This window comes from Campylobacter sp. BCW_6873 (assembly GCF_001762365.1).
GTDB lineage: Bacteria > Campylobacterota > Campylobacteria > Campylobacterales > Campylobacteraceae > Campylobacter_D > Campylobacter_D jejuni.
In genome coordinates, this window is record NZ_MJWS01000075.1 from 84,412 (window position 1) to 107,258 (window position 22,847).

Annotated in this window: 26 protein-coding genes, 1 tRNA gene and 3 pseudogenes; 16 read left to right on the top strand and 14 right to left on the bottom strand. The window is 31.0% G+C overall.

Annotated elements, in window-relative coordinates; all coding sequences use genetic code 11:
• Positions 1–74 precede the first annotated feature (74 nt).
• The 5 genes from AJ932_RS06230 to AJ932_RS06250 all read right to left on the bottom strand — a co-directional run bounded on the left by AJ932_RS06230 (position 75) and on the right by AJ932_RS06250 (position 3,709).
• On the bottom strand, positions 75–260 hold the full coding sequence (locus AJ932_RS06230; RefSeq protein ID WP_002824157.1) for a hypothetical protein: 186 nt from the start codon (positions 258–260) through the stop codon (positions 75–77).
• Positions 257–448: a sigma factor-like helix-turn-helix DNA-binding protein gene (locus AJ932_RS06235; RefSeq protein ID WP_002791422.1), complete on the bottom strand. Its 192-nt coding sequence runs from the start codon at positions 446–448 to the stop codon at positions 257–259. Before AJ932_RS06235 ends, AJ932_RS06230 begins: the two co-directional genes overlap by 4 nt.
• The gene (locus AJ932_RS06240; RefSeq protein WP_002790751.1) at positions 445–1,302 is read right to left on the bottom strand and encodes an AAA family ATPase; all 858 of its coding nucleotides are present in this window, start codon (positions 1,300–1,302) and stop codon (positions 445–447) included. The genes AJ932_RS06235 and AJ932_RS06240 overlap by 4 nt, the downstream gene beginning before the upstream one ends.
• 88 nt (positions 1,303–1,390) lie before the next feature.
• Entirely contained in the window at positions 1,391–3,508 is a 2,118-nt protein-coding gene (locus tag AJ932_RS06245; RefSeq protein ID WP_070278912.1) for a Mu transposase C-terminal domain-containing protein, read from the bottom strand.
• Entirely contained in the window at positions 3,509–3,709 is a 201-nt protein-coding gene (locus tag AJ932_RS06250) for a hypothetical protein (protein ID WP_002790505.1), read from the bottom strand.
• A gap of 279 nt (positions 3,710–3,988) precedes the next feature.
• Between AJ932_RS06250 and AJ932_RS06255 the strand changes: the two genes are divergently transcribed.
• The 16 genes and pseudogenes from AJ932_RS06255 to AJ932_RS06330 all read left to right on the top strand — a co-directional run bounded on the left by AJ932_RS06255 (position 3,989) and on the right by AJ932_RS06330 (position 18,397).
• Positions 3,989–4,678 (top strand): XRE family transcriptional regulator, encoded by a 690-nt coding sequence (locus tag AJ932_RS06255; RefSeq protein ID WP_070278910.1) that lies wholly within the window; start codon positions 3,989–3,991, stop codon positions 4,676–4,678.
• 187 nt (positions 4,679–4,865) lie between these two features.
• A pseudogene (locus AJ932_RS06260) lies at positions 4,866–5,279 on the top strand (dihydrodipicolinate synthase family protein); the annotation flags it as partial.
• Between the two features lie 9 nt (positions 5,280–5,288).
• Entirely contained in the window at positions 5,289–6,257 is a 969-nt protein-coding gene (locus AJ932_RS06265) for a 2-keto-3-deoxygluconate permease (RefSeq protein ID WP_044779817.1), read from the top strand.
• The gene (locus tag AJ932_RS06270) at positions 6,254–6,517 is read left to right on the top strand and encodes a UxaA family hydrolase (RefSeq protein WP_002861217.1); all 264 of its coding nucleotides are present in this window, start codon (positions 6,254–6,256) and stop codon (positions 6,515–6,517) included. Before AJ932_RS06265 ends, AJ932_RS06270 begins: the two co-directional genes overlap by 4 nt.
• Positions 6,518–6,519: 2 nt before the next feature.
• Complete coding sequence (locus AJ932_RS06275; RefSeq protein ID WP_002861218.1) at positions 6,520–7,686, top strand: UxaA family hydrolase; 1,167 nt, start codon at positions 6,520–6,522, stop codon at positions 7,684–7,686.
• 10 nt (positions 7,687–7,696) lie between these two features.
• The gene (locus AJ932_RS06280; RefSeq protein WP_044794206.1) at positions 7,697–8,983 is read left to right on the top strand and encodes an MFS transporter; all 1,287 of its coding nucleotides are present in this window, start codon (positions 7,697–7,699) and stop codon (positions 8,981–8,983) included.
• Positions 8,984–9,774, top strand: a pseudogene (locus tag AJ932_RS06285) (SDR family oxidoreductase).
• Between the two features lie 9 nt (positions 9,775–9,783).
• Positions 9,784–11,041, top strand: a pseudogene (gene fucP / locus AJ932_RS06290) (L-fucose:H+ symporter permease).
• The gene (locus AJ932_RS06295; RefSeq protein ID WP_002861222.1) at positions 11,025–11,819 is read left to right on the top strand and encodes an amidohydrolase family protein; all 795 of its coding nucleotides are present in this window, start codon (positions 11,025–11,027) and stop codon (positions 11,817–11,819) included. The pseudogene fucP and the gene AJ932_RS06295 overlap by 17 nt, the downstream one beginning before the upstream one ends.
• Positions 11,795–12,112, top strand: a complete 318-nt coding sequence (locus tag AJ932_RS06300; protein WP_002861223.1) for an L-rhamnose mutarotase — start codon at positions 11,795–11,797, stop codon at positions 12,110–12,112. The genes AJ932_RS06295 and AJ932_RS06300 overlap by 25 nt, the downstream gene beginning before the upstream one ends.
• Before the next feature lie 13 nt (positions 12,113–12,125).
• Positions 12,126–13,565 carry an aldehyde dehydrogenase gene (gene aldA, locus AJ932_RS06305; RefSeq protein WP_070278908.1) on the top strand — a complete coding sequence of 480 codons (1,440 nt, stop codon included), beginning with the start codon at positions 12,126–12,128 and terminating at the stop codon, positions 13,563–13,565.
• Positions 13,566–13,892: 327 nt separating this feature from the next.
• On the top strand, positions 13,893–14,279 hold the full coding sequence (gene rpsL, locus AJ932_RS06310; protein WP_002782934.1) for a 30S ribosomal protein S12: 387 nt from the start codon (positions 13,893–13,895) through the stop codon (positions 14,277–14,279).
• Positions 14,280–14,348: 69 nt separating this feature from the next.
• Positions 14,349–14,819: a 30S ribosomal protein S7 gene (gene rpsG, locus AJ932_RS06315; protein ID WP_002779471.1), complete on the top strand. Its 471-nt coding sequence runs from the start codon at positions 14,349–14,351 to the stop codon at positions 14,817–14,819.
• Positions 14,820–14,831: 12 nt separating this feature from the next.
• Complete coding sequence (gene fusA / locus AJ932_RS06320) at positions 14,832–16,907, top strand: elongation factor G (RefSeq protein WP_070278906.1); 2,076 nt, start codon at positions 14,832–14,834, stop codon at positions 16,905–16,907.
• Between the two features lie 28 nt (positions 16,908–16,935).
• Positions 16,936–17,012, top strand: a tRNA-Arg gene (locus AJ932_RS06325).
• Positions 17,013–17,194: 182 nt separating this feature from the next.
• A complete protein-coding gene (locus AJ932_RS06330) occupies positions 17,195–18,397 on the top strand; it encodes a tyrosine-type recombinase/integrase (protein WP_070278904.1) in 1,203 nt (400 codons plus the stop codon).
• Here the strand turns inward: AJ932_RS06330 and AJ932_RS06335 are convergent.
• The 9 genes from AJ932_RS06335 to AJ932_RS06375 all read right to left on the bottom strand — a co-directional run bounded on the left by AJ932_RS06335 (position 18,394) and on the right by AJ932_RS06375 (position 22,847).
• On the bottom strand, positions 18,394–18,564 hold the full coding sequence (locus AJ932_RS06335; protein ID WP_002864902.1) for a helix-turn-helix transcriptional regulator: 171 nt from the start codon (positions 18,562–18,564) through the stop codon (positions 18,394–18,396). The two genes, AJ932_RS06330 and AJ932_RS06335, sit on opposite strands and share 4 nt — an antisense overlap.
• Positions 18,557–19,099 (bottom strand): pentapeptide repeat-containing protein, encoded by a 543-nt coding sequence (locus tag AJ932_RS06340; protein ID WP_070278902.1) that lies wholly within the window; start codon positions 19,097–19,099, stop codon positions 18,557–18,559. The genes AJ932_RS06335 and AJ932_RS06340 overlap by 8 nt, the downstream gene beginning before the upstream one ends.
• A 1-nt stretch (position 19,100) precedes the next feature.
• Positions 19,101–19,769: an antA/AntB antirepressor family protein gene (locus AJ932_RS06345; protein WP_070278899.1), complete on the bottom strand. Its 669-nt coding sequence runs from the start codon at positions 19,767–19,769 to the stop codon at positions 19,101–19,103.
• A 142-nt stretch (positions 19,770–19,911) separates the two neighbouring features.
• A complete protein-coding gene (locus AJ932_RS10795; protein ID WP_083261790.1) occupies positions 19,912–20,541 on the bottom strand; it encodes a hypothetical protein in 630 nt (209 codons plus the stop codon).
• A gap of 10 nt (positions 20,542–20,551) precedes the next feature.
• Complete coding sequence (locus tag AJ932_RS06355; protein ID WP_038401075.1) at positions 20,552–20,845, bottom strand: hypothetical protein; 294 nt, start codon at positions 20,843–20,845, stop codon at positions 20,552–20,554.
• Between the two features lie 79 nt (positions 20,846–20,924).
• Positions 20,925–21,137: a hypothetical protein gene (locus AJ932_RS06360; protein ID WP_002873573.1), complete on the bottom strand. Its 213-nt coding sequence runs from the start codon at positions 21,135–21,137 to the stop codon at positions 20,925–20,927.
• 12 nt (positions 21,138–21,149) lie between these two features.
• The gene (locus AJ932_RS06365) at positions 21,150–21,434 is read right to left on the bottom strand and encodes a hypothetical protein (RefSeq protein ID WP_070278897.1); all 285 of its coding nucleotides are present in this window, start codon (positions 21,432–21,434) and stop codon (positions 21,150–21,152) included.
• On the bottom strand, positions 21,415–22,110 hold the full coding sequence (locus AJ932_RS06370) for a hypothetical protein (RefSeq protein WP_011049696.1): 696 nt from the start codon (positions 22,108–22,110) through the stop codon (positions 21,415–21,417). The genes AJ932_RS06365 and AJ932_RS06370 overlap by 20 nt, the downstream gene beginning before the upstream one ends.
• Positions 22,110–22,847 (bottom strand): hypothetical protein, encoded by a 738-nt coding sequence (locus AJ932_RS06375; RefSeq protein WP_002873576.1) that lies wholly within the window; start codon positions 22,845–22,847, stop codon positions 22,110–22,112. The genes AJ932_RS06370 and AJ932_RS06375 overlap by 1 nt, the downstream gene beginning before the upstream one ends.

Sequence of the window (22,847 nt, forward strand, 5' to 3'; positions counted from 1 at the left end):
TAAGTTTTAAAAAACTTAATCAAAACCAGCGAAGCGACGCCGTTAAGGCGAGGTTTCTATAAAGTGCTTTTAATTTAAGCACTTTTGTTAAGCTTTTTACCCAAATGAAAACGAATGATTTTTTTTGCAATATAATCAGGATAAATTCCTTTTAAAACATCTACAAACACTCCACTTTCTTTATAAATAATGCTTACACCCTTTATCTCAAAAAGCGAAGCACTATAATCAGCTTTCTCACCTTTAATCATTGGTATCATTTTTTCTCTCCTTGTATTAAGTTTTCTTTCTTTACTTTTTCTTTTTTGATTAAGTCAATCGTTTCAAAGATAGCCATCCACTTGTCTTTATTTTTAGGACTCTTTAATTTTCTAAGAGCTTCAGTATAGATTTGATGAACGCGTGTCACGCTAAGATTAAGTTCTTTAGCTATCTCTTCAAAACTCATAATATAACCATCTCACTTGCACTAGTTAATAACTCATCATTGATTTCGCACTCTTCAAGTTCTGCAAGTCTTAAGGCCTTTTTTAAAAGCTTTGCAGAGCTTCTAAAATTACCATTGCTAAATTTAAAATAGCCCTTGCCAAAAAACTCATCACTTTCTTCCTTGCTAAGTCCTCTCATCATCCATTTACCACAAATCCTTGAGTAAAGTTGTTTAAGCTCTTTGTTTTTACCCATTAGGTTTTTGTATAAAATCTCAGTTCCTACTAAAATAAGAGGCACTCTAGCAAAATCCGCAATGCGTCTTAAATCCTCCAAAGCCTTTAGTGGTAGATATTCGGCTTCATCTACGATTAAAATCTTTTCATTGGTCTTTAAAAATCTTGCAATTGCTTTTAGTTTTGAAGCATTGTTACTATTTGCTTCGATTTTAAGAGCATTTAAAAGCTCATCAAGCATTACACCCACACTTGTATGACAAGTTGCCTCTATTAAAATACTTTGTGGTCTGGTTTTAATAAACTCGTTTATAATAGTGGTTTTTCCTGTTCCTGCTTCTCCAAAAATAAGTGCGATTTCTTTTTCATTTACCGCTTCGCTCATTACAAAAGTAGCCATAGAAAAATCACGGCTTCTAAAAAGTTGTTCTTTTTTAGGTTTTTCATTTTGCTTATCTTTGTGATTAGCGATAAAATCTCTTATCTTTTTACTCCATAAAGCCACATCACCTTTATAGCTTGCACTTTTAATCTGTGAGATTAAAGAAGCACTCGCACCAATCGCTCTTGCCAATGCACTTGGCTTCATACCGCTTTGCTCTAAAAAGCATTCTAATTCTTTGCTTAGTTCTTGCATATAAATCCTTTTGTTTTTAAGCTTTTTTAAAAGCTTTTAAAAACTTTCAAAGCGTGTTTAAATAGACTTTAAAAGCTTTTAAAGACTTTTAATATCCTGCCTTTTTGGCAGCATTTTCCCATTTTGGAATTTTGCATTTGGTATCTTTTATAACTTTTGTACTCAAATGTTCAAAATCACCATTGCTAACAAGGGCTTTTGAAAATTCAAGTTCTTTTTTAGCGTTGTTACTAGCTTTTGTTTTTGGAGCTTTGACTTTTTCTAGTTTTTCCTTGCCAAGAGCTAAATACTTTTCCATATTCTTTTCTAAAATCATTCTTTGCTCATCGATTTTGTCTTTATTTGCTTTTATGGCTCTATTTACAAGTTTTCTAGCAACTTTAGCTTCTTCAATGCTTACCCCAAGTTCTAAATCTAAGTTGTTTGCTACACAAATAAGTTCTTTTTGTTTATCAAAGCAAAAGATTTCATTTTGGTTATTAAGATTTTCACACACAAACACTTCTTCATGGGTGTATAATTTTGGATTATAAAAAAGAGTTCCATTAAGACTAAGTCCTTTATTTAGCACCTTTCTAAGCTTTAACTCACCGCCTAAATACATACTAAGGCTAAGCTCATCTATAGCAATAGCATCGCTAATCTTTGCTTCAAAGCTTTCTTTTGGAGTGGCACCTAGTCGGTCAAGCCATTTGTTATTCATAAAATACGCACTATAATCATCAATGCACTCTCTCATATACTCAAGTGTTTTAAGTCTTCTTTGATTTGTCTTATAGCCTTTTTTAAGTCTTCTTTCTTTTTTAGAATAAAAAAACTCAATAGCCTGTCTTTCTTTGATGTTAGCTCCTATATATCCGACAAGATTGGCTGTGAGTGAGTTTTGTAAATCTTTGAATTTATTTTCTACATAAGGCTTACTCCAGCCACTGTAAGCTGGCATTGCCTTATAATCAATGTTTAATCTCTCTAAAAGAGCTTTGACATTTTTACTTAAAAATGCCTTGCCATTATCTGAATGTATGCATTTTGGAACGCCATAAGTGCTGATGTATTTTGCAATGGCTCTTGCTATGCTTAAACTATCTTCACTAAAGCCTAGATAAAAGCTAGCCACACCACTATAAGTATCGATTAATGATATTATAGTGTAGCGTTTATGCCAAGAACACTCATCGCCTTTTAGCCCATAAGTTTCATTGATAAAATCTACTTTACAAATAGCATCAAGTGGACTTGCATCAATTTCTACGATTTCATTGATAGTAGAAACTTTCCAATTACTCACACCAAGTGCTGGTAGATGTCTGCTTATAGCTCCATCTTCGCCATGCAAGATGATATTTTTTATGAGTTTGTTTTCTTTTAAGTATTTTTTCATACTTCTTAAAACACACTCATAGCTTATAAATTCATCTTTTTTGCCTAGAAAATCTTTTAAATCTAACTTGCCATTCTTTGCTAATTCATAATTTAATACCCTGTGGATATTAGAAGCATTAAGCCTTCCTTTTTGAGCAAGCAAAGTATTTATAAAAAGCTCTTTTATACCAAGAGTGCTAATGGCATCATCTTTTTTATTTTCTCTTTTATCTATTAAAGCATCAAGCCCGTTTGCTAAGTATTCTTTTTGCCAAGAAAAGAGCTTGTTTTGTGTGAGTTTAAACTCATAGATTTTTTTAGCGTTAATATAGCTTATGAAATCATTTGTGCTTATCTTGCCTTTAGCATGTAGCCATTCTTTAACCACAGCGGCTTTTTGTAAAGCTAAGTTTTGCTTTTTAGAACTGGCTTTTGCAAAGAGGCTTAAGCTATCTTTGTTTATTTGTATTTGATTTTCGCTAAGTTTGGTTTTGTTAGTGTTTTGCACTTGCAAGGCTTTAGAATTTTTAAGCAAAACATCATCATTTAATGCTTTGCTTAAAACTTCTTGTGTTGTTTTAGGAGTTATAGTAGTAGTATTGCTTATATCTTCTATGTTAAAACCTTGCTCTACTAGCTGTGTTTCTTCCTTATTTAAAGGTTTAGACCAGATTTGAAGGGTTTTACCACCGTGTCCTTTGCCTTGGGTGTATTTAAAGTGTATTATATGACTACCTGAAATACAAATTTTTTTAGTCTGCTTATTTGCACGAATACAAGATTTTTTAAGTGCTTCGTAATTTATATCATATTGCTTTGCAAATTCTTTACTGCTTATCCACATTTAAGCCACCTTAAATCCATCTTTTTCTAACATTTCTTTTAATTCTTTGGCTCTGCCTCTTATACCTTTTGTTTTGCCATAGCTCATATTTAAAAGCAGTCTATAATCGCTTTCATTTAACTTTTTAAATTTAGCCCAAGTACGAAGCTTAAAGCCTTTTTTGCTCATTTGCTCAGTTAAACTTGTAAAGCTTTTACGCATTTTTACTCCTTTATGGTATAATCACTTAAACCACTCCAAAAAAAGGAGTGGTAAAGATGATTTTATAACTCAAGTTTGAAAGTGATTTTTAGCTTCCAAACTTGAGTTTTACGACCACCTTTTTACACTTTAAAACTTTCATTTTAAAGCTCCAAAAGTGATATTATCCCCACCCACCCAAGCCACTTTTAAAAAAAATCTTTTTGTGATACAATTCTTTTAAAAGTAATAGAATTATAGTGTAATTTATTAAACTTGTCAAGACAAAAGGTGTATTTTATGAATATTTCTCAAAAAATTAAAAATGCTAGAGAAGCTAAAAACTTAACACAATTAGAATTAGCTAAATCAAGCGGTGTTTCACTGGATTCAATAAAAAGATATGAAACAAAAGAATCTAATATAACAATACATAATTTAATAAAAATTGCAAAAGTTTTAGATATTGATTTGAATTATTTTGCGAATGTCCCTAAGTTGTCCCTTAGTCTGTCTTCTAAAATGTCCCTAAGTCAAGATAAATGTGTCCCTAAGTTGGAAAATCAACAAGAAACCTTAAACGATGATATGATAAACATTCCTTTTTTTGAAAATGTAAGAGCAAGTGCTGGAAGTGGCACTTATAACGATGAAGAAAGCACTCAAGCTTTGGGACTTTCTAAAAGTTTTTTGCGTGAATGTTTTGGCTTATACTCTTTTATAAATCTCTCTGTGATTTTAGGACAAGGCGATTCTATGGCACCAACACTTCCTGAAAATTGCTATCTTTTAATCCAGCAAGGAGAAGTGGCAGAAGGCGAAATTTGTGTAACACGCATTGAAGATGAGCTTTATGTAAAACGCCTTCAAAAACGCCCCAAGCTAAAACTCCTTAGCGATAACAAAGCGTATGAGCCCATTAATTTAGAAGGTGAAAACTTTGAAATACTCGGACGCGTTGTAGGATATTTTAAAAAGACTACTCTTTAATTTTTAAAGGTGTTTAAAAGATTTTGTAAAGTATTTGTAAAAAGAATGTAAAAATGTGTAAAGCACAATGTAAAAAAATGTAAAGATAAAAGCTCACTTTGATTTCTAAAAAAATCTCATCAAAATACTATAAAATAATACTTTGATTAAAATTTCTCTCACTTTACTTTTTTACATATCTTTATAGGATGCTTTGCTTTTAAATCATATTTTAGATGTAGTACCTAGTGATTTTGATGTTTTTGTAGGAAGAGAAGAATTTTATGCAGGTGCATTATTAGCGGGTGCAAAAGGTTCTATGACTAGCATAGGTGGAGTTTTTCCAGAACTTATGAGTGAAATTTACAAATCAATCAATGAAAAAAATATAGACAGAGCTTTGCTAATACAAAAAAGTTTACTAAAGGCTATAAGATTTGGTATGAGTATGGCTTTTCCTATGGGTTTTGCTTTGCTTTTAAAGGCTAGAGGATTTGAATTTGCAAATGCTAGTATTCATCCTTTATCACCTACTACAAAAGAAGAATTAAACACTCGTTTTGATGAAGCTAAGGAACTTATTAAAACTATAGAAAAAGAAACAGGTATAAAACTTAATTAAGGCATTGCTATGAAAATAAAGAATTTCCTTGAGAAGACACCAGGTGGGATGATGTTAATACCTATGCTAATAGGAGCCATAATTCATACTTTTTGGCCTAACATTTTAGCTTATTTTGGACCTTTTACTAATGCATTAGGGACAGGGGCTACTGTGATTATAGCAGTTTGGTTTGTTGGTATTGGTGCGAGTGTTAAACTAAAAGCTACTACAACAGTACTAAAAAAATCAGGGATTTTATTGGCAACTAAAATATTTGCTGCATTTTTGGCATGTATTATTGTACAAAAATTAATTCCACAAGGTATGGTGAGTAATGGTTTGTTTGCAGGTTTTAGTGCTTTAGCGGTTGTAGCTGCTATGGATATGACAAATGCAGGGTTATACACAGCTTTGACAAAACAATATGGAACTACAGAAGAAGCAGGAGCAAGTTTATTGTTAATGATAGAAAGTGGACCATTATTTACTATGATAATTTTAGGAACCACAGGACTTGCAAGTTTTCCGTTGCAAAATTTTATAGGCTTGATTTTACCATTTTTACTAGGTTTTATTTTAGGGAATTTAGATGAGGAATTTAGAGTATTTTTGACAAAACTCAATGAACCTATGATTATATTTTTAGGTTTTTCTCTTGGAAGTACTATCAGTCTTCATTCTATTTATGAAGCAGGAATTGCAGGACTTATTTTGGCTTTTTCTGTGATTGTTTTTACAGGATTTTTTCTGATTTTAGCAGACATATTTTTAGCTAAAGGTAATGGAACAGCTGGAATTGCTGCATCTAGTACAGCAGGAGCTGCAGCTGCTACGCCTATGCTTATAGCACAGCTTTATCCAGAGCTTAGAGAGCAAGCAGATTATGCAACGGTTTTGGTAAGTACTTGTGTGGTTATTACAGCTTTTGTGGTACCAATTTTAACTTCATACTATGCTAAATGGGCTAAAACACATATCAACAAAGGAAAACTATGAAAGGATATATTATAGTCAATGAAAAAGACAATGTTGCCACAGCTTTGCGCGACTTTAAAAAAGGTGAAAATGTGGCAAATATAGAGCTTTTAAATGATATTGCAAGCGGACATAAATTTGCACTAAAAGATATAAAAAAAGATGAAATTATCATCAAATACGCAGAAGCTATAGCTAGTGCAAGTTGTGATATTAGTGCAGGGGAATGGGTACATATCCACAACACTGCAGGTATTAGAGGTCGTGGGGATAAGGAATAAATATGAAAAAGATAATGGGTTATAGAAGAGAAGATGGTAAATTTGGCTTAAGAAATAAAGTCATTATTATACCAAGTGTGCATTGTGCTAATAAAGTGTGTGAAAATATAGCTAGAAAATGCAATGGAGCGGTTTATATCAACCATCAGCATGGTTGTTCTCAGCTTGAATTTGACGCTTTGCAAACTAGAGATGTTTTGATAGGCCATGGAACTAATGCTAATGTTTTTGGTGTTTTAATTGTAGGGCTTGGTTGTGAGGTGATACAAGCCAAAGTGGTAGCAGAAAAAATCAAAGAAGCAACGCCTTATAAAAAGGTTGAATATTTAGTGATACAAGAATGTGGTGGTAGTAAAAATACCATTGAAAATGGTATCAAAATAGTCAATGAAATGCTTGAAAGTGCTGCAAAATTACAAAAAAGTGAAGGAGATTTCAGTGATTTGATTTTAGGCACAGAATGCGGTGGAAGTGATAGCTATAGCGGACTTAGTGCTAATCCTGCGTTAGGAAGTTTGAGTGATTTTGTAATCGATGAGGGTGGTGCGGTAATTTTAGCAGAAACTACAGAGCTTATAGGTTGTGAAGCTATACTAGCTAAGAGAGCAAAAAATGATGAAATAGCTAAAAAGGTATATGATAAGATTTTGGGTTATGAGAATTTGGTTAAATCTTTTCATGCTGATATTCGAGGGGCAAATCCTAGTCCAGGAAATATTGTAGGCGGACTTAGTACTATAGAAGAAAAATCTTTAGGTTGTGTTTATAAAGCAGGAACTAGAACTTTAATGGATGTAATTGATTATGCTAAACCGGTAGTTTCTAAAGGACTTACTTTTATGAATACACCAGGCAATGATATAGAACAACTTAGTGCCATGGTTGCAGGCGGGGCAAATATTTGTGTTTTTACTACAGGTCGTGGTACTCCAACGGGTTCTGCTATCGTGCCTACTATAAAGATGAGTTCTAATACTTTTTGCTATGAAAATATGAATGATGCTATTGATATTAACGCAGGAAGCATTATAGATGGGGTAAAAACAAAAGAAGAAGTGCGTGATGAGCTTGTAGAATTAATCGTGCGAATTTCAAATGGAGAATTAGTAAAAGCAGAGATAAACGAACAAAATGATTTTTCAGTTTGGAGACTTGCTACAACTTGTTAAGGAGTAAAGGATGGAGCATATAAATTCAATAGAGTTAAAGTTAATATGTAAAAAAATATCTTGGCGTATTTTGCCTTTGATTGTTTTAATGTTTTGTCTTTCCATGCTTGATAGAACAAATATTAGTTTTGTTAAATCTCATATAGAAATTGATGCAGGCATCGGCGAGGCTGCTTATGCTTTGGGTGCTGGGATATTTTTTGTTGGTTATGCTTTATTTGAAGTGCCTTCAAATTTGCTTTTGCATAAATTAGGAGCTAAGATTTGGTTAAGTCGCATAATGATCACTTGGGGACTTGTAACTATGGCTATGATTTTTATACAAGGAGAAACAAGTTTTTATGTATTAAGATTTTTATTGGGTTTAACTGAAGCAGGTTTTAGTCCAGGCATTATTTTATACCTTAGTTATTTTTTCCCAGCTATATATCGATCAAAAGCTTATGGAATTTATCAAATGGGAGTTCCAATTGCTTTTGTTTTTGGTTCTTTAATTAGCGGTTTTATACTTGATTATGCACCAAATATGTATTTTAAAAATTGGCAGTGGATGTTTTTAATCGAGGGCGGAATTACTGTTTTGGTGGGTGTTTTTTGTTTGTTTTATCTTGACTCTCACCCAAAATATGCTAAATGGTTGGATGTAAAAGAAAAAGCTGTTTTGTTAAAAAATATAGAAATTTGTAATTCAAAGGCAAAAGATTATTCTATTAAGGATATTTTTAAAAGTATTTTAGTATGGAAATTTGTATTTATTTATTTTTGCATACAATTAAGTGTTTATGGTGTTCTTTTTTATTTACCAAGTAAAATAGCTCAAATATTGCAAATAAATGTGGGTTTTGAAGTCGGACTTTTAAATGCCATACCTTGGATTTTTGTTTTTATTGCTTTGCCAATATTTACCTCATTAGCTGATAAAAAACGCTCTTGGAATTTATATGCGATTTTATTTTTATTATTAGCAAGTTTAAGCATGATAGCTTCGACTTTTGTTGCAAATTTAGCACCATTTTTATTTTTTATTAGCTTAGCTGCTATAGGTTTTATCGTAATTCAGCCTATATTTTGGAATTTGCCAACTCAAGTTTTAAAGGGAAAAGGTGGTGCAGCTGCTATTGCACTTATAGGGTCTTTAGGAAATTTAGGTGGTTTTGTCGCACCGACTTTAAAAACATATATAGAAAATCATTTTGGGGTCGAGTTTGGACTTATAGTACTAGCATTAATAGCAATTTTAGGCGTATTGGTATTAGTGCATTTAAAAATGACTTTAAATTTAGATAAAGGAGAATAAATGGATTTGAAAATTAAAAATAAGATTTGTATTATTACAGGTGGCGCTAAGGGTATTGGTTATGGCATTGCTAAATTATGGGCTATGGAGGGTGGAATTCCTGTAGTTTTTTTTCAAGATCTATGCCTAAAGAGCACGATGAGGAATTAAAAAATTTATGCAAAAGCTATGAATTTTACGAGATCGATCTAAAAAATTATGAGCAAATTGAAGAGCTTATAAAAAAGGTCGCTACAAAACATGGTGGAATTTATGCACTTGTAAATAATGCAGGTGCAAATGATAATTTGCATATTGAAAACACAAGTACTAAAGATTTGATTAAATCTTACGAAAACAATCTTTTTCATTATTATGCTATGGCAAAAGAGTGTTTGCCTTATATTAAAAAAGAGCAAGGCAGCATTTTAAATATAGTGAGTAAAACAGGCATCACAGGACAAGGAAGAACTTCAGCTTATGCTTCGGCCAAAGCGGCTCAAATTGGTTTTACTAGGGAATGGGCTTGTGCTTTTGCTAAAGATAGCGTTAGAGTAAATGCCATAGCTCCTGCTGAAGTTATGACTCCTCTTTATGAAAAATGGCTGCAAAATTTTCCTAATCCTAAAGAACAATATGAAAAAATCGCAAAAGCTATACCTTTAGGTCATCGTTTTACTACCATAGAGGAAATTGCAAATACAGCGGTTTTTACACTTAGCCCTCTTGCTTCACATACTACAGGGCAAATTTTAATGCCAGATGGAGGTTATGTACATTTAGATAGAGCATTAAATTGGGATGAAAATTAAGGAGTAAAAATGACTGATTCTAAAAATATAAAAGTAGCCATTGTTTTGGTAACTTCTCTTTTCTTTTTATGGGGAGTAAGCTATGGACTTATTGATGTGATGAATAAAAATTTTCAAAATCATCTTCATATTAGCCAGCATGAAAGTGGCTTTTTACAGTTTGCTTATTTTGGTGCTTATTTTATCATAGCCTTACCCGCAGGTTATATAGCCAATAGATTTTCTTATAAAATGGGAATCATTTTTGGCTTAGCTCTTTATGCCATAGGAGCTTTGCTTATTATACCCGCTACAAATTTGGCTTCTTTTCATTTGTTTTTGTTTGCGTTTTTTATTTTAGCTTGTGGTATTGGTTCTTTAGAAACTAGCGCAAATCCTTACATGACAAAGCTTGGTGATGAAAAAAATGCGAGCTTTAGAATCAATGCTGCGCAAAGTTTTAATGGTTTGGGGCAATTTGTAGGACCTATTATAGGTGGAGCTTTATTTTTATCTATTACAAAACAAGAAGAAGGTGCAAGTGCGGAGCAAATTGAAGCTGCACTAGTAGCTAATATGGGAAATGTCCAGCTTGTTTATATAGGAATTGCTGTCATTGTTATTTTGATTTTAATTGCTTTTGTTGCAAATAAGCTTCCAGAAGGAAGTGCGGTAAGTGATGATTATAAGCAAAAAGATGATTCTAAGCCTATATATGTTTTTAAACACAGACATTTTAACTTAGGGCTTTTAGCGCAGTTTTTGTATATAGCCAATCAAGTTGTAGCAGGGGCTTTTTTTTATCAATTATGTTGTGGAACATAATGAAGGTTTAAAAGATGCGCAAGGTGCTTATTATTTTTCTATAGCTTTGGTTGCATTTATGCTGGGACGCATTGTTTCTACTCCTTTGATGAAGATAATCAAAGGTGAAAAAATTTTAGGATTTTATTCTCTAATCAATGTGCTTATATGTTTTAGTTTGTATTTTGCTAGCGGGTTTTTTAGCATAGTACTTTTAATAGCTTTATTTTTCTTTATGTCTATTTCTTTTCCTACTATTTTTGCGGTAGCAACAAAAAATTTACCTTTAAATCAAGTAAAACTAGGCGGATCTTTGCTTGTGATGAGTATAGTAGGTGGAGCAATTATGCCTATAATTATAGGCTTTATTAATGATCATTATGGTACAGGCACTGGATATTTAGCAATGGCACCTTTGTTTTTATATGTGTCTTGGTATGGCTTTATAGGCTCAAAAGTGAGAAAAAATGCAAAAGATTTTTGATGCTCATCTGCACCTTTGGGATTTGGAAAAAATACCTATTTCATGGATAAAAGACGATGAAAAGTTAGAGCAAAATTATGATTTTTTTAGGATGAAACAAGAATATAAAGAATTTGAATTTATAGGTGCTATGTATGTTGAAACTAATAGCGATGATTTAGAAAAAGAAGCTTTATTTGCTTTAGAGCAAAAAAAGCTTCATAATCTTTTGCTTTGTCTAGCGGATTTAAAACATAAAGAAGAACTTAATTCTTTTAGAGAGGTAATGCATGTAAGTAAAAAAGGAGCTAAAAGGTTATTCGAAGTAGATTTTGAAGAAAAAATAGAAATTTTAAAAACTTTTAATATATCTTTTGAAGCTTGTATGAAAAATGAAGAACTCAGTTTTTTAGAAAAATTTTTAAATAAAAATCCAAATTTAAAAGTGGTTTTAAATCATCTAGGAAGTCCAAAAATGGATCGTTTAAATGAGTATAAAAAAGATTTAATTCTTTTGAAAAAATTTCCAAATTTATATATTAAGCTTTCGGTTGCAGATGATTTTTCGGAACAAACCCCAAAAGAATTTATTTATGATCTTTTCACTTTTTTAAAAGAAAATTTTAGTGAAGATAAATTCATATTTGGTAGTAATTATCCTGTGGCAAAAATAGCTCCAGCTAAGTGGGCTAAGCTTATTATAGAAAGTAAAATTTTTGATGATCTAGATAAAATATTTTATAAAAATGCTTTATTAATTTATAAGGAGGACAGGTGCAAAGATATGGTCAAATCATAAAGATAAAAAAGGAAAAAATAGAAGAATATAAAAATCTTCATGCAAAGCCTTATGAAGGGGTCTGTGAGATGATTAAAGAATGTAATATACAAAATTATTCCATTTATTTGTTTGGAGAATATTTATTTGCATATTTTGAATATGTAGGTGCTGATTTTGAAGCAGATATGGCTAAGATGATAAGAGATGAAAACACGCAAAAATGGTGGAAAGTAACAGATCCTTGTCAAATATCTTTAGGTTATGCAGGACAAAAGTGGCTAAATATGGAAGAAGTGTTTCACTTAGACTAAAAAAGGAGAAAAAATGACAATTTATTTAAATTATATTGATGGGGAATTTATCCCACATAATGGGGATTTTATCGAAGTTTTAAATCCAGCTACTAAAGAAGTCATTTCAAAAGTAGCAAGTGCTTCTTTAGAAGATGCTAAAAGAGCGATTGAAGCAGCCAAAAAAGCACAAAAATCTTGGGAGGCTAAGCCAGCAATTGAGAGGGCAAATCATTTAAGAGAAATAGCTAGTTTAATACGCAAAAATGCTAACTTCTTAACAGAAATTTTAATGCAAGAGCAAGGAAAAACTAGAGCTTTAGCCAGTGTGGAGGTTAATTTTACAGCAGATTATATGGATTATACGGCCGAATGGGCTAGAAGATATGAGGGTGAAATCATACAAAGCGATAGAGCTAATGAGCATATATATTTATATAAAAGTGCTATTGGGGTAATTGGTGGAATTTTACCTTGGAATTTTCCATTTTTCTTAATCGCAAGAAAGATGGCGCCTGCTTTGCTAACAGGAAATACTATAGTGATAAAGCCAAGTAGTGAAACTCCAAACAATGCTTTTGAATTTGCAAAACTTGTTTCGCAAAGTTCTTTGCCAAAAGGTGTGTTTAATTTGGTTGCAGGTAAAGGTAGTGTAGTAGGACATGAATTATCAAGCAATGAAAATATAGGCATGGTAAGTCTTACAGGAAGTGTTGAAGCAGGGGCTAGAGTAATGGAAGCTGCAGCTAAAAATATCATAAAAGTTTCTTTAGAACTTGGCGGAAAAGCTCTTGCTATAGTGTGTAAAGATGCGGATATTGATTTGGCGGTAGAAGCGATTAAGGCAAGTCGAATTTGCAATAATGGACAGGTTTGTAATTGTGCCGAAAGAGCTTATGTGCATACAAGCATTTATGATGAATTTGTAGATAAATTTGTAAAAGCCATGAGTAAGGTAAGTGTTGGAAATACCTTAAAAGGTGATTTTGATATGGGACCATTGGTCAATCAAGCAGGGGTTGATAATGCTTTAGCAATGCTTCAAAGAGCTAGTGCTAAAGGATCAGTTGTGGAATGCGGTGGAAAAATCACTGATACAAGTGGGTATTATTTTCCTGCAAGTGTTCTTACTAATGTTAAGCATGAGGATGAAATTATGCAAAAAGAAATTTTTGCTCCCATTTTGCCTATTGCTAAATTTGATACACTTGATGAAGCTATTGATATGGCAAATGATTGTGAATATGGTCTTACAAGTTCTATTTATACACAAAATTTAGATATAGCAATGAGAGCTAGCAGAGAAATTAAATTTGGTGAAACTTATATTAATCGTGAAAATTTTGAGGCTATGCAAGGTTTTCATGCAGGCTTTAGAAAAAGTGGCATAGGCGGAGCTGACGGAAAACATGGTCTTGAAGAATATTTAGCTACCCATGTGGTATATTTGCAGTATAATACTAATAAACAATGATTTTTATCCTATCTAAATTTTTAGATAGGAGTTATTATAATCTTGGAATCAAGTATGATGCTTTATAACTATGGATTAAACACTTTTTTAGTAATTTCTTAAAATCAATTTTGGAATTTTTCATTTTGTCTAAAATGAGTAAGATTATTTTTATAAGTAAAACAATAATTAAAAATTAGTTTATGTTTTATAAATATTAATGTAAATTATGTAGGTTTATTTTATAAAAATTTTTAAAAGCATTTAAATTATTTCTAGTTTATATTTTTGTAAGTAAATTTTAGATATCATCCAAAGTTTATTACATTTTTAAAGAAAGGAATTATTGTGCCTACCATAAATCAATTGGTTAGAAAAGAGCGCAAAAAAGTTTTAGAAAAATCTAAATCTCCAGCGCTTAAAAATTGTCCACAAAGAAGGGGAGTTTGCACTAGGGTTTATACTACAACACCTAAAAAACCAAACTCAGCGTTAAGAAAAGTTGCCAAAGTAAGACTTACTAGTGGCTTTGAAGTGATCAGTTATATCGGCGGTGAAGGTCATAACTTGCAAGAACACAGCATTGTTTTAGTGCGTGGCGGTAGGGTAAAAGACTTACCAGGGGTTAAATATCACATCGTTCGTGGTGCTCTTGATACAGCAGGTGTTGCAAAAAGAACAGTTTCTCGTTCTAAATATGGTGCTAAACGCCCTAAAGCAGGCGCTGCAAAATAATCATTCATACAGACAAATCCGTTAGATTTGATTTTGTTTGAGTAAAATTTAAAATTTGAAGGAAAAATAATGAGAAGAAGAAAAGCTCCGGTAAGAGAAGTCTTGCCTGATCCGATTTATGGTAATAAAGTAATCACAAAATTTATTAATTCTTTAATGTATGATGGTAAAAAAAGCACAGCTACAACAATTATGTATGGTGCTTTGGAAGCTATTGATAAAAAAGGTGGCGAGAAAAAAGGTATTGATATTTTTAATGATGCGATTGAAAATATCAAGCCTTTATTAGAAGTGAAATCTCGTCGTGTAGGTGGTGCAACCTATCAAGTTCCAGTAGAAGTTCGCCCTGCTAGACAGCAAGCTTTGGCGATTCGTTGGATTATTTCTTTTGCAAGAAAAAGAAGTGAAAGAACTATGATTGATAAACTTGCAGCCGAGCTTTTAGATGCTGCTAATAGCAAAGGTGCTTCATTTAAGAAGAAAGAAGATACTTATAAAATGGCTGAAGCAAATAAAGCATTTGCTCACTATCGTTGGTAAGAAGGAGTGTGTATGTCAAGAAGTACTCCCTTAAAGAAAGTTAGAAATATCGGTATTGCTGCTCACATCGATGCGGGTAAAACGACTACATCTGAAAGAATTCTTTTCTTTACAGGTATGAGTCATAAAATCGGTGAAGTTCATGATGGTGCTGCAACTATGGACTGGATGGAACAAGAGAAAGAGCGTGGGATTACTATCACTTCTGCGGCTACAACTTGTTTTTGGAAAGACCATCAAATCAACCTTATTGACACTCCAGGCCACGTTGATTTTACAATTGAAGTTGAAAGATCTATGCGTGTTCTTGATGGTGCTGTTGCGGTATTTTGTTCAGTGGGTGGGGTGCAACCTCAAAGTGAAACAGTTTGGAGACAAGCAAATAAATACGGTGTTCCAAGAATAGTATTTGTAAACAAAATGGATAGAATCGGTGCAAATTTTTACAATGTAGAAGATCAAATTCGCAACCGTTTAAAAGCTAATCCAGTTCCACTTCAAATTCCAATTGGTGCTGAGGATAATTTTAAAGGCGTAATCGATCTTGTAACTATGAAAGCTTTAGTTTGGGAAGATGATACTAAGCCAACTGATTATGTAGAAAAAGAAATTCCAGCTGAACTTAAAGAAAAGGCAGAAGAATATCGTACAAAAATGATAGAAACAGTTTCTGAAACTTCAGATGAGTTGATGGAAAAATATTTAGGCGGAGAAGAATTAAGCCTTGAAGAGATTAAAACAGGGATTAAAGCAGGATGTTTAAGTCTTTCTATCGTTCCTATGCTTTGCGGTACAGCGTTTAAAAATAAAGGGGTTCAACCTTTACTTGATGCTGTTGTGGCTTATTTACCAGCTCCTGATGAAGTGGCAAATATCAAGGGTGAATATGAAGATGGCACAGAAGTTTCTGTAAAATCAACCGATGATGGCGAGTTTGCAGGGCTTGCATTTAAAATCATGACAGATCCATTTGTAGGACAACTTACTTTCGTGCGTGTTTATCGCGGTTGTTTAGAAAGCGGTTCTTATGCTTATAACTCAACTAAAGATAAAAAAGAAAGAATTGGTCGTTTGTTAAAAATGCACTCTAACAAAAGAGAAGAGATTAAAGTGCTTTACGCAGGCGAAATTGGTGCTGTTGTAGGACTTAAAGATACTTTAACAGGGGATACTCTTGCAAGTGAAAAAGATAAGGTAATCCTTGAAAGAATGGATTTTCCAGATCCAGTTATTTCTGTTGCAGTTGAGCCAAAAACTAAAGCTGATCAAGAGAAAATGTCTATTGCTTTAAATAAATTAGCACAAGAAGATCCAAGTTTTAGAGTTTCTACAGATGAAGAAAGTGGCCAAACTATCATTTCGGGTATGGGTGAGTTACACCTTGAAATTATCGTTGATAGAATGCTACGTGAATTTAAAGTTGAAGCTGAAGTAGGTCAACCACAAGTTGCTTATCGCGAAACTATTAGAAAAACCGTTGAACAAGAATACAAATATGCTAAACAATCAGGTGGTCGTGGTCAGTATGGACATGTATTCTTACGCCTTGAACCGCTTGAGCCAGGTAGTGGATATGAATTTGTTAATGATATCAAAGGTGGGGTAATTCCAAAAGAATACATTCCTGCGGTTGATAAAGGTGTTCAAGAAGCATTACAAAATGGTGTTTTAGCAGGTTATCCTGTAGAAGATGTTAAAGTAACTGTTTATGATGGAAGTTATCACGAAGTGGATTCATCTGAAATGGCATTTAAACTTGCTGCTTCTATGGGCTTTAAAGAAGGTGCTAGAAAAGCAGGTGCTGTAATCTTAGAGCCTATGATGAAAGTTGAAGTAGAAACTCCTGAAGATTACATGGGTGATGTTATTGGAGATCTTAACAAACGCCGTGGTCAAGTAAATAGCATGGATGAGCGTGGTGGAAATAAAATCATCACAGCATTTTGTCCTTTGGCTGAAATGTTTGGTTATTCTACTGATCTTAGAAGTCAAACTCAAGGTCGTGCGACTTATTCTATGGAATTTGATCATTATGATGAAGTTCCTAAAAATGTTGCGGATGAAATCATCAAAAAAAGAAACGGTTAAATTTTTAGCGGGATTTTTCCCGCTTTCTGTCCTCGTAGCTCAGCAGGATAGAGCGCAAAATTCCTAATTTTGAGGCCGTGAGTTCGAATCTCGCCGTGGACACCAAGTAGTAATTCATTAAGTAATATTAAGATACAAAATACACTATTTTAACAACTTTTCTACATTAAAATTTTTCATTATGATTGAAATTTTTTCTATTTTTTCTTATAATTCTGTAGCCATTTATGTAGCCAAAGTAAAAAAGCTAATTCTGGCTACAAAAATACTAAAAAAAGGTTTTTTTAATGCTAACTCAAAAAGATATAGACAATTTAGAAATAAAAGATAAAAGGTATATGATTAGCGTAGGAGAACCAAAAGAATTATATGTCCGAGTTAATCCAACGGGTAAAAAAGTTTTTTATTTAAGAGCTTCAAAATTTAAAAATTTTATAACAATAGGGGAATGCCAAAAAGGTGTTTTAAATGTTACAAATGCAAGAGAAAAAGCAAAAGATCTTTTAAAATCAATGTATGATGGAAAATTTATCGGCAAAAATGATAAGGTTATGACACTTGAAAAAGCAAATTTTCTTTATGTTGATATAAAATCTAAAAAATTAAATTCAGCTACAATTAAAAAAGAACAGTCAATTTTTAAAAAATATATTATTCCAACTTTGGGACAAAAAGATATAAATGAATTGAAAAAAGATGATTTTTTACCTATTTATGATTTAATGCAGAAAAAAGGAATATACGAAACAATAAATAAAAATATATCTTTGCTATGTAGGATATTTGAGATTAGTAGACAAAGAGGTGACTTAAAAACAGATATAATACTTCAATTGAAAGATTTAAAGAAATTTTACAATGAAGCAAATCACAATAAAGTTAAACATTTTAAAGCTATAGTAGAAGAACAAGAAATAAGAAATATGTTAGAATGTATGAAAGAATATAAAAATCATCCACGGACAAATACAACTATAATTAATGCAATTTATTTTACGCTTTTGACAGCACAAAGAAGTAAAAATATTCGATTTGCTAAATGGAGTGATATTGACTTTGAAAACAATCTTTGGATTATAAAAGCAGATGAAATGAAAGTAAGATCTAATGGTGATAATATTATCCCTTTAAATAAATATGCTTTAAAGATACTAGATATACAAAGAATTTTAAATGGAGATAAAAAGTATATTTTCGCTAATAATAATGGAACTATTAGTGAGAATTTTGCTGTAAGATTTTTTAAATTTTATAATTTAGAGCACACTATACATGGATATCGTTCTACTTTTAGAAGTGTTTATACTAATAAAAGCAATGAGTTAATTCAGCAAGGTATTAGTAAAGATATAGCAGAAATGATATTACATCATATAAGCGGCAATGAAATAGAAAGGGCTTACAACAGAGCCAAGGCAATTGATTTAAGAGCAAAACTTATGCAATGGTATGGAAATTACTTAAACTCTCTTTGTGAGTTTTGCTTTTAATGTCTCTTAGCTTTAAGCCATTTTTCTATTTCTTTTATTTCATATCTTATGGATTTTCCTATGCGAATGTAAGGTATTTTACCATCTTGTCTTAACTTAAATAATGATGTTATACTAACTCCTAAATATTCGCTCAATTCTTTTTCTCTAAAATATTTTTTAACCATTTTCAACTCCTAATCTTTTATCTATAATTTCAAAAATAGTATCCTTGTAATAACTCCAAAGCCATTTCTGTTCTTCATCTTCTAAATCATCAACGCTTAAATTACGCCATTCTTTTATTGTTTTAGTATCACAACCTAAATTCATCATAGTTTTTGTAAAAGTCATAACATAGGTATCAACGACAACACTAAAGATATTTTTCATATCTCCTATACAATCCCTAAGATCTACATTTTCAAATATACAATTTTCAAATTCTGTTCTTAAAAAATTACAAAAATGGAAACTTGCTCCACTAAAATCGCAATCTATAAAAGATGTATTTTTACTTGAAATATCATTTAAATTAGCATTTTTAAAACTAGCTCCATTTATAAATGCATTATTAAAATCTAATCCACTTAAATTTATATTTTCCAAGTTTGCATTATTTAAAGAAATCCCTTCTAAAATACAATACTCAACTAATTCTTTTTCACTTTTCCTATCATTTTCGATAATGATAGTTTCATCAAGTCTTTTTAAAATTCCCATCTCATCTCCTTAATATTTTTCTCCATTTTTCTTCGTATTCTTCATAATTTTGCCAATAATTAAGCTCTTTTTCAAGCTTATTTAAAACAGCTTCAAAAACAGTATCTTTTCCTATTTTTTCGGCAAATAAACTCATTTCCCATTCTTTTATGCAAACCATATCATAATCCTTGGCTAAGATTTTTCTAAGTTCTAGTAATTCTTCCTTGCTAAGTTTTCTTTTAAAGCTTAGCTCCTTTTTATGTTCTAAGTCGTATTGTAAGGCTTTGATTTTGTTTTCATAATGTTCCTTTTGTTGTTTAAGCTGTGATTTATAACCTAAGCTTTGATGAAAAGCTAGTTTTTGCATTTTCTCTTGTTCAAGGTTTTTTAAGCGTTTTTCACATTCTATAAAATAACGCCTCGCTTGTCTTCCTTTTTCGTTATTCTCAACCATGCAAAGCTCTTTTGCCATATCTAAGGTTACATAATATTCTTTGCGTGGGCGACCTTTTGTATAAACAAGTTCTATAATGTAGTCTTGATTTTCGATAAAACTATAATGACTGATACGATTTTTAATCCAATTAGCAAATTCCTGTTCAGAATTTATAATTTTATAAATTTCTCTAGCATTTACGGAATTTATTTCTGCACCTATTTTTTTGTTGTAGATTAATGGACATTGCATAAATTATACTCCTGTATTGTTTAATCTACAAAAGTATAATAAATTAATATTTATATATTGCTTAAATATTTTAAAGTATTTATATAAAATATTATAATATTAAAATAAAATACTTTTTGATAAATTTATCAAAAAGTCTATTTTAAATTTTCTCTATCCTTTCTATCAATAAATGATAAATATATGTTGTAAGTGGAACACCTACTTCATCTGCTTTTTTTTGCAATTCATTTTTTAATTTGTCACTAACCTTTAATTGTATAAGATTGCTACCTCTGCTTTCTTTTTCTACTGAAGAAAAATGTAAATCAAATATATATTTATAGCTATCTTTAAACCATTCTATCCACATACCTACAGATTTTCGATTAAAAAACAAATTATCATTATCTTCTAATTGCCATTCTTTATATATACTATATATTTTTTCATAAGGGTTTGTTTCCTGTATATGGATTTTTAAGCCATAGTCCAATAAAAATTCGTCAATTTCTTTTTTGAATTCTTTTTCTGACACAATCAATGTTGGTCTTAGATACTTTATAATCTTAGAAGATAATTCATTTACTATATTATCCGATGGTTCTTTTTTTGTTCTTCCCAAAAAACTATCTTTTATACTATATAAAAAGTTAAGGGCTTGCAGCATTTGTTCTTGATTAAGTCCAAATTTATCATTTACTATATCTATACTTTCTGCTATAACACCTTCATCACCTGCTGAAGTTTCATCTTTAAATATTTCTTTTCTATATTTTTCTAAGTTTTCCATTAATTCTCCTTTATCTCATACAAAATTCGATTAAATCATCAATATCATTAAAATCATTTTTAGAAAAGTATAAATAAGCTTTAGGACTGATTAAAACTCCTGAAAAATCACCATTGTTTTCTTTATCGTATTTTAAAACTTTGCATTCTTTTAGAAAATGAATACAAGAGCTAAAGTCTATTTTATATTCTTTACAATCTTTGTTAAAATCATCTGAAAAAAGTATGCTTTGATTTGGAAAATCATTTAAAAGTGTTTTTATAATACGTTTTGAAATAAGCTTAAAAGCTTTTAAGTTTTCCATTATTTCTCCTTTATTTTATTTTATCAAAATTTTACTTAAGCAAATAGACTTCTTTCTATATGTTTAAACATAATTTCATTTATAATTTATGAAATTGCGTAAAGCATATATTATCTGTATTCATCTGCTCTGTTATAGTTTTTGAAGCATATTTGTGGATACTAATAATATCTACTTTTTGCCAAAAAGGTCTTATATCTGTAATAATTCTATTTCCACTAATAGTTTTATCATTAACTATGCATTTAAAAGAAACAAACCAATAGGTGTTAATCTTTAAAAAATCAAACATTTTTACTCCCTTTCAATAAAAAATCCCCCTAATCATTTTTTCGCTCCTTAAAAATTTCTCAACATCTTCAAAAGCTTTAACAATAAGCTTTTTTTCATGAAAGAAATTTCTTTCACTTGGCTTACTTTTGTAAATTTTGTAAGCCTTTCTGAGTTCTTTTTTACTTATATGATTTTTATAATTTATTTTCTCGATTTTTATTTCATTTTGTTTTGCAAATTCGCAAAAACAAGTTCTTCTTTCACTAAATGGTATGATTTTTACAATTTCAAGATAATTAGAACGGCAAACTTTCATCGTCATCTCCTATTTCGATATATTTTTCATTGTTATTGTTTTTTACTTCATTTCCATAAGGATTATAGCTTTGATTTTCTTTTGGAATAAATGATTTATTATTGTCGTTATTTAAAGATTTATGCCTTGCTTTAAAAGATTTTATAGATAAAGGCTCTTTATTATTTTGAAACTCATCCATGTTTTGCATTTTTTCATTAAAAATTCTATCAAGAAAGATTTTGTTAGCAAGCTCTCCATTTTTACTTAAATATTCTTCTGTTCCAAAACCTAAAACTAAAAGTTTATTAACTAAAGAATTTAGATAAATAACTTCAGTCTGCACTCCAAAAACATTCTCATTTCCCTTTTCGCTAAAATCAAGTTCATCAATTCCAAAGAATTTCATAATAGCGTTTAATTGTCTAAATCCTAAATAATTTTCTTTTTCTCCATTTTTATTGATATAGCTAAAATCGTTATTTTTAGCTACAAAAAGATTAAAAATAGCTAGTTTTTGCTCTTTTCTGGTTAAAAATTCAAAACAAATAAAAGTATTATTGCTTCCATCGCTTGCCAATTTATCATATAAAAAGGCTTTGCGGAAAACTCCGCTATAAAGCCCACCTTCACTTAAATACTCTACGCTTGGCGAATAATTTGCCACTTCAAAACTTGCCTTAAATGCTGGTAACATTATAATCCTCCTTTTAATTGTGTTAAAAATTCATCTTTATTACTTAGAACTTCTTGTATTTTTTCACTTGTAAATAAAGAATGTTTTTTTATAAAATTGTTTTGCTCTTGGGTGTTTAAACCATTATCACTCATAAATTTTCTAAGTTCAGCACCTAAAGCTTTTATCTCTTTTGCTTTATTTTCTAAAGCTATTTTTTCATCACTACCCCAAACTTTTAAATCTTCATTTGGATTTAAAAATCGCTTTTCCTTTATTGTTTCTAATTCACTTTCATCAAGCATTCCAAGTCCGCAAATACTTAAGGTTACACGCCTTTTTGCTTTTGTGATAGCTTTCATTATTGCGTTTGCTAAATTATCGCCACCTAAATTTTTAATATTTAAAGCACCTGTATCGCAATCAGTTCTTCCATCTGGTGTTGCTGCGTAGGCTGTAACCATATAAATATCGCCAACTTGTGCCACCTCTGTTTTTGTAATACTTACTTTTCTTATTTGTCTTAGCTGATCTGTTGCTGATTTATTTGCATATAAAGTAAGTTTGCCATTTAATACTATGTATTCAAAAGGCTTTGTAAGCATGTTTAAGCTTAAACTTTCACAAAGATTTTTAACATAACTCGCTCGTTCTACATCACTAAGTTTTGATAAATCACCTTTTACCAAAGCCAACTCATAAGGATTAAAATTTATTTCTAATTTATTTTCTTCTTTTAATACAACTTCATTACTCAT

Bases quoted from the DNA above. Each gene is read 5' to 3' on its own strand.
- fusA (WP_070278906.1), top strand. From the start codon at position 14,832: ATGTCAAGAAGTACTCCCTTAAAGAAAGTTAGAAATATCGGTATTGCT.
- AJ932_RS10795 (WP_083261790.1), bottom strand. From the start codon at position 20,541: ATGGAAAACTTAGAAAAATATAGAAAAGAAATATTTAAAGATGAAACT.
- rpsG (WP_002779471.1), top strand. From the start codon at position 14,349: ATGAGAAGAAGAAAAGCTCCGGTAAGAGAAGTCTTGCCTGATCCGATT.
- AJ932_RS06255 (WP_070278910.1), top strand. From the start codon at position 3,989: ATGAATATTTCTCAAAAAATTAAAAATGCTAGAGAAGCTAAAAACTTA.
- AJ932_RS06345 (WP_070278899.1), bottom strand. From the start codon at position 19,769: ATGCAATGTCCATTAATCTACAACAAAAAAATAGGTGCAGAAATAAAT.
- AJ932_RS06240 (WP_002790751.1), bottom strand. From the start codon at position 1,302: ATGCAAGAACTAAGCAAAGAATTAGAATGCTTTTTAGAGCAAAGCGGT.
- AJ932_RS06235 (WP_002791422.1), bottom strand. From the start codon at position 448: ATGAGTTTTGAAGAGATAGCTAAAGAACTTAATCTTAGCGTGACACGC.
- AJ932_RS06270 (WP_002861217.1), top strand. From the start codon at position 6,254: ATGAAAGGATATATTATAGTCAATGAAAAAGACAATGTTGCCACAGCT.
- aldA (WP_070278908.1), top strand. From the start codon at position 12,126: ATGACAATTTATTTAAATTATATTGATGGGGAATTTATCCCACATAAT.
- AJ932_RS06275 (WP_002861218.1), top strand. From the start codon at position 6,520: ATGAAAAAGATAATGGGTTATAGAAGAGAAGATGGTAAATTTGGCTTA.
- AJ932_RS06330 (WP_070278904.1), top strand. From the start codon at position 17,195: ATGCTAACTCAAAAAGATATAGACAATTTAGAAATAAAAGATAAAAGG.
- AJ932_RS06335 (WP_002864902.1), bottom strand. From the start codon at position 18,564: ATGGTTAAAAAATATTTTAGAGAAAAAGAATTGAGCGAATATTTAGGA.
- AJ932_RS06355 (WP_038401075.1), bottom strand. From the start codon at position 20,845: ATGGAAAACTTAAAAGCTTTTAAGCTTATTTCAAAACGTATTATAAAA.
- AJ932_RS06370 (WP_011049696.1), bottom strand. From the start codon at position 22,110: ATGTTACCAGCATTTAAGGCAAGTTTTGAAGTGGCAAATTATTCGCCA.
- AJ932_RS06360 (WP_002873573.1), bottom strand. From the start codon at position 21,137: ATGTTTGATTTTTTAAAGATTAACACCTATTGGTTTGTTTCTTTTAAA.
- AJ932_RS06265 (WP_044779817.1), top strand. From the start codon at position 5,289: ATGAAAATAAAGAATTTCCTTGAGAAGACACCAGGTGGGATGATGTTA.
- AJ932_RS06365 (WP_070278897.1), bottom strand. From the start codon at position 21,434: ATGAAAGTTTGCCGTTCTAATTATCTTGAAATTGTAAAAATCATACCA.
- AJ932_RS06340 (WP_070278902.1), bottom strand. From the start codon at position 19,099: ATGGGAATTTTAAAAAGACTTGATGAAACTATCATTATCGAAAATGAT.
- AJ932_RS06375 (WP_002873576.1), bottom strand. From the start codon at position 22,847: ATGAGTAATGAAGTTGTATTAAAAGAAGAAAATAAATTAGAAATAAAT.
- AJ932_RS06250 (WP_002790505.1), bottom strand. From the start codon at position 3,709: ATGCGTAAAAGCTTTACAAGTTTAACTGAGCAAATGAGCAAAAAAGGC.
- AJ932_RS06280 (WP_044794206.1), top strand. From the start codon at position 7,697: ATGGAGCATATAAATTCAATAGAGTTAAAGTTAATATGTAAAAAAATA.
- AJ932_RS06230 (WP_002824157.1), bottom strand. From the start codon at position 260: ATGATACCAATGATTAAAGGTGAGAAAGCTGATTATAGTGCTTCGCTT.
- AJ932_RS06245 (WP_070278912.1), bottom strand. From the start codon at position 3,508: ATGTGGATAAGCAGTAAAGAATTTGCAAAGCAATATGATATAAATTAC.
- AJ932_RS06295 (WP_002861222.1), top strand. From the start codon at position 11,025: ATGCAAAAGATTTTTGATGCTCATCTGCACCTTTGGGATTTGGAAAAA.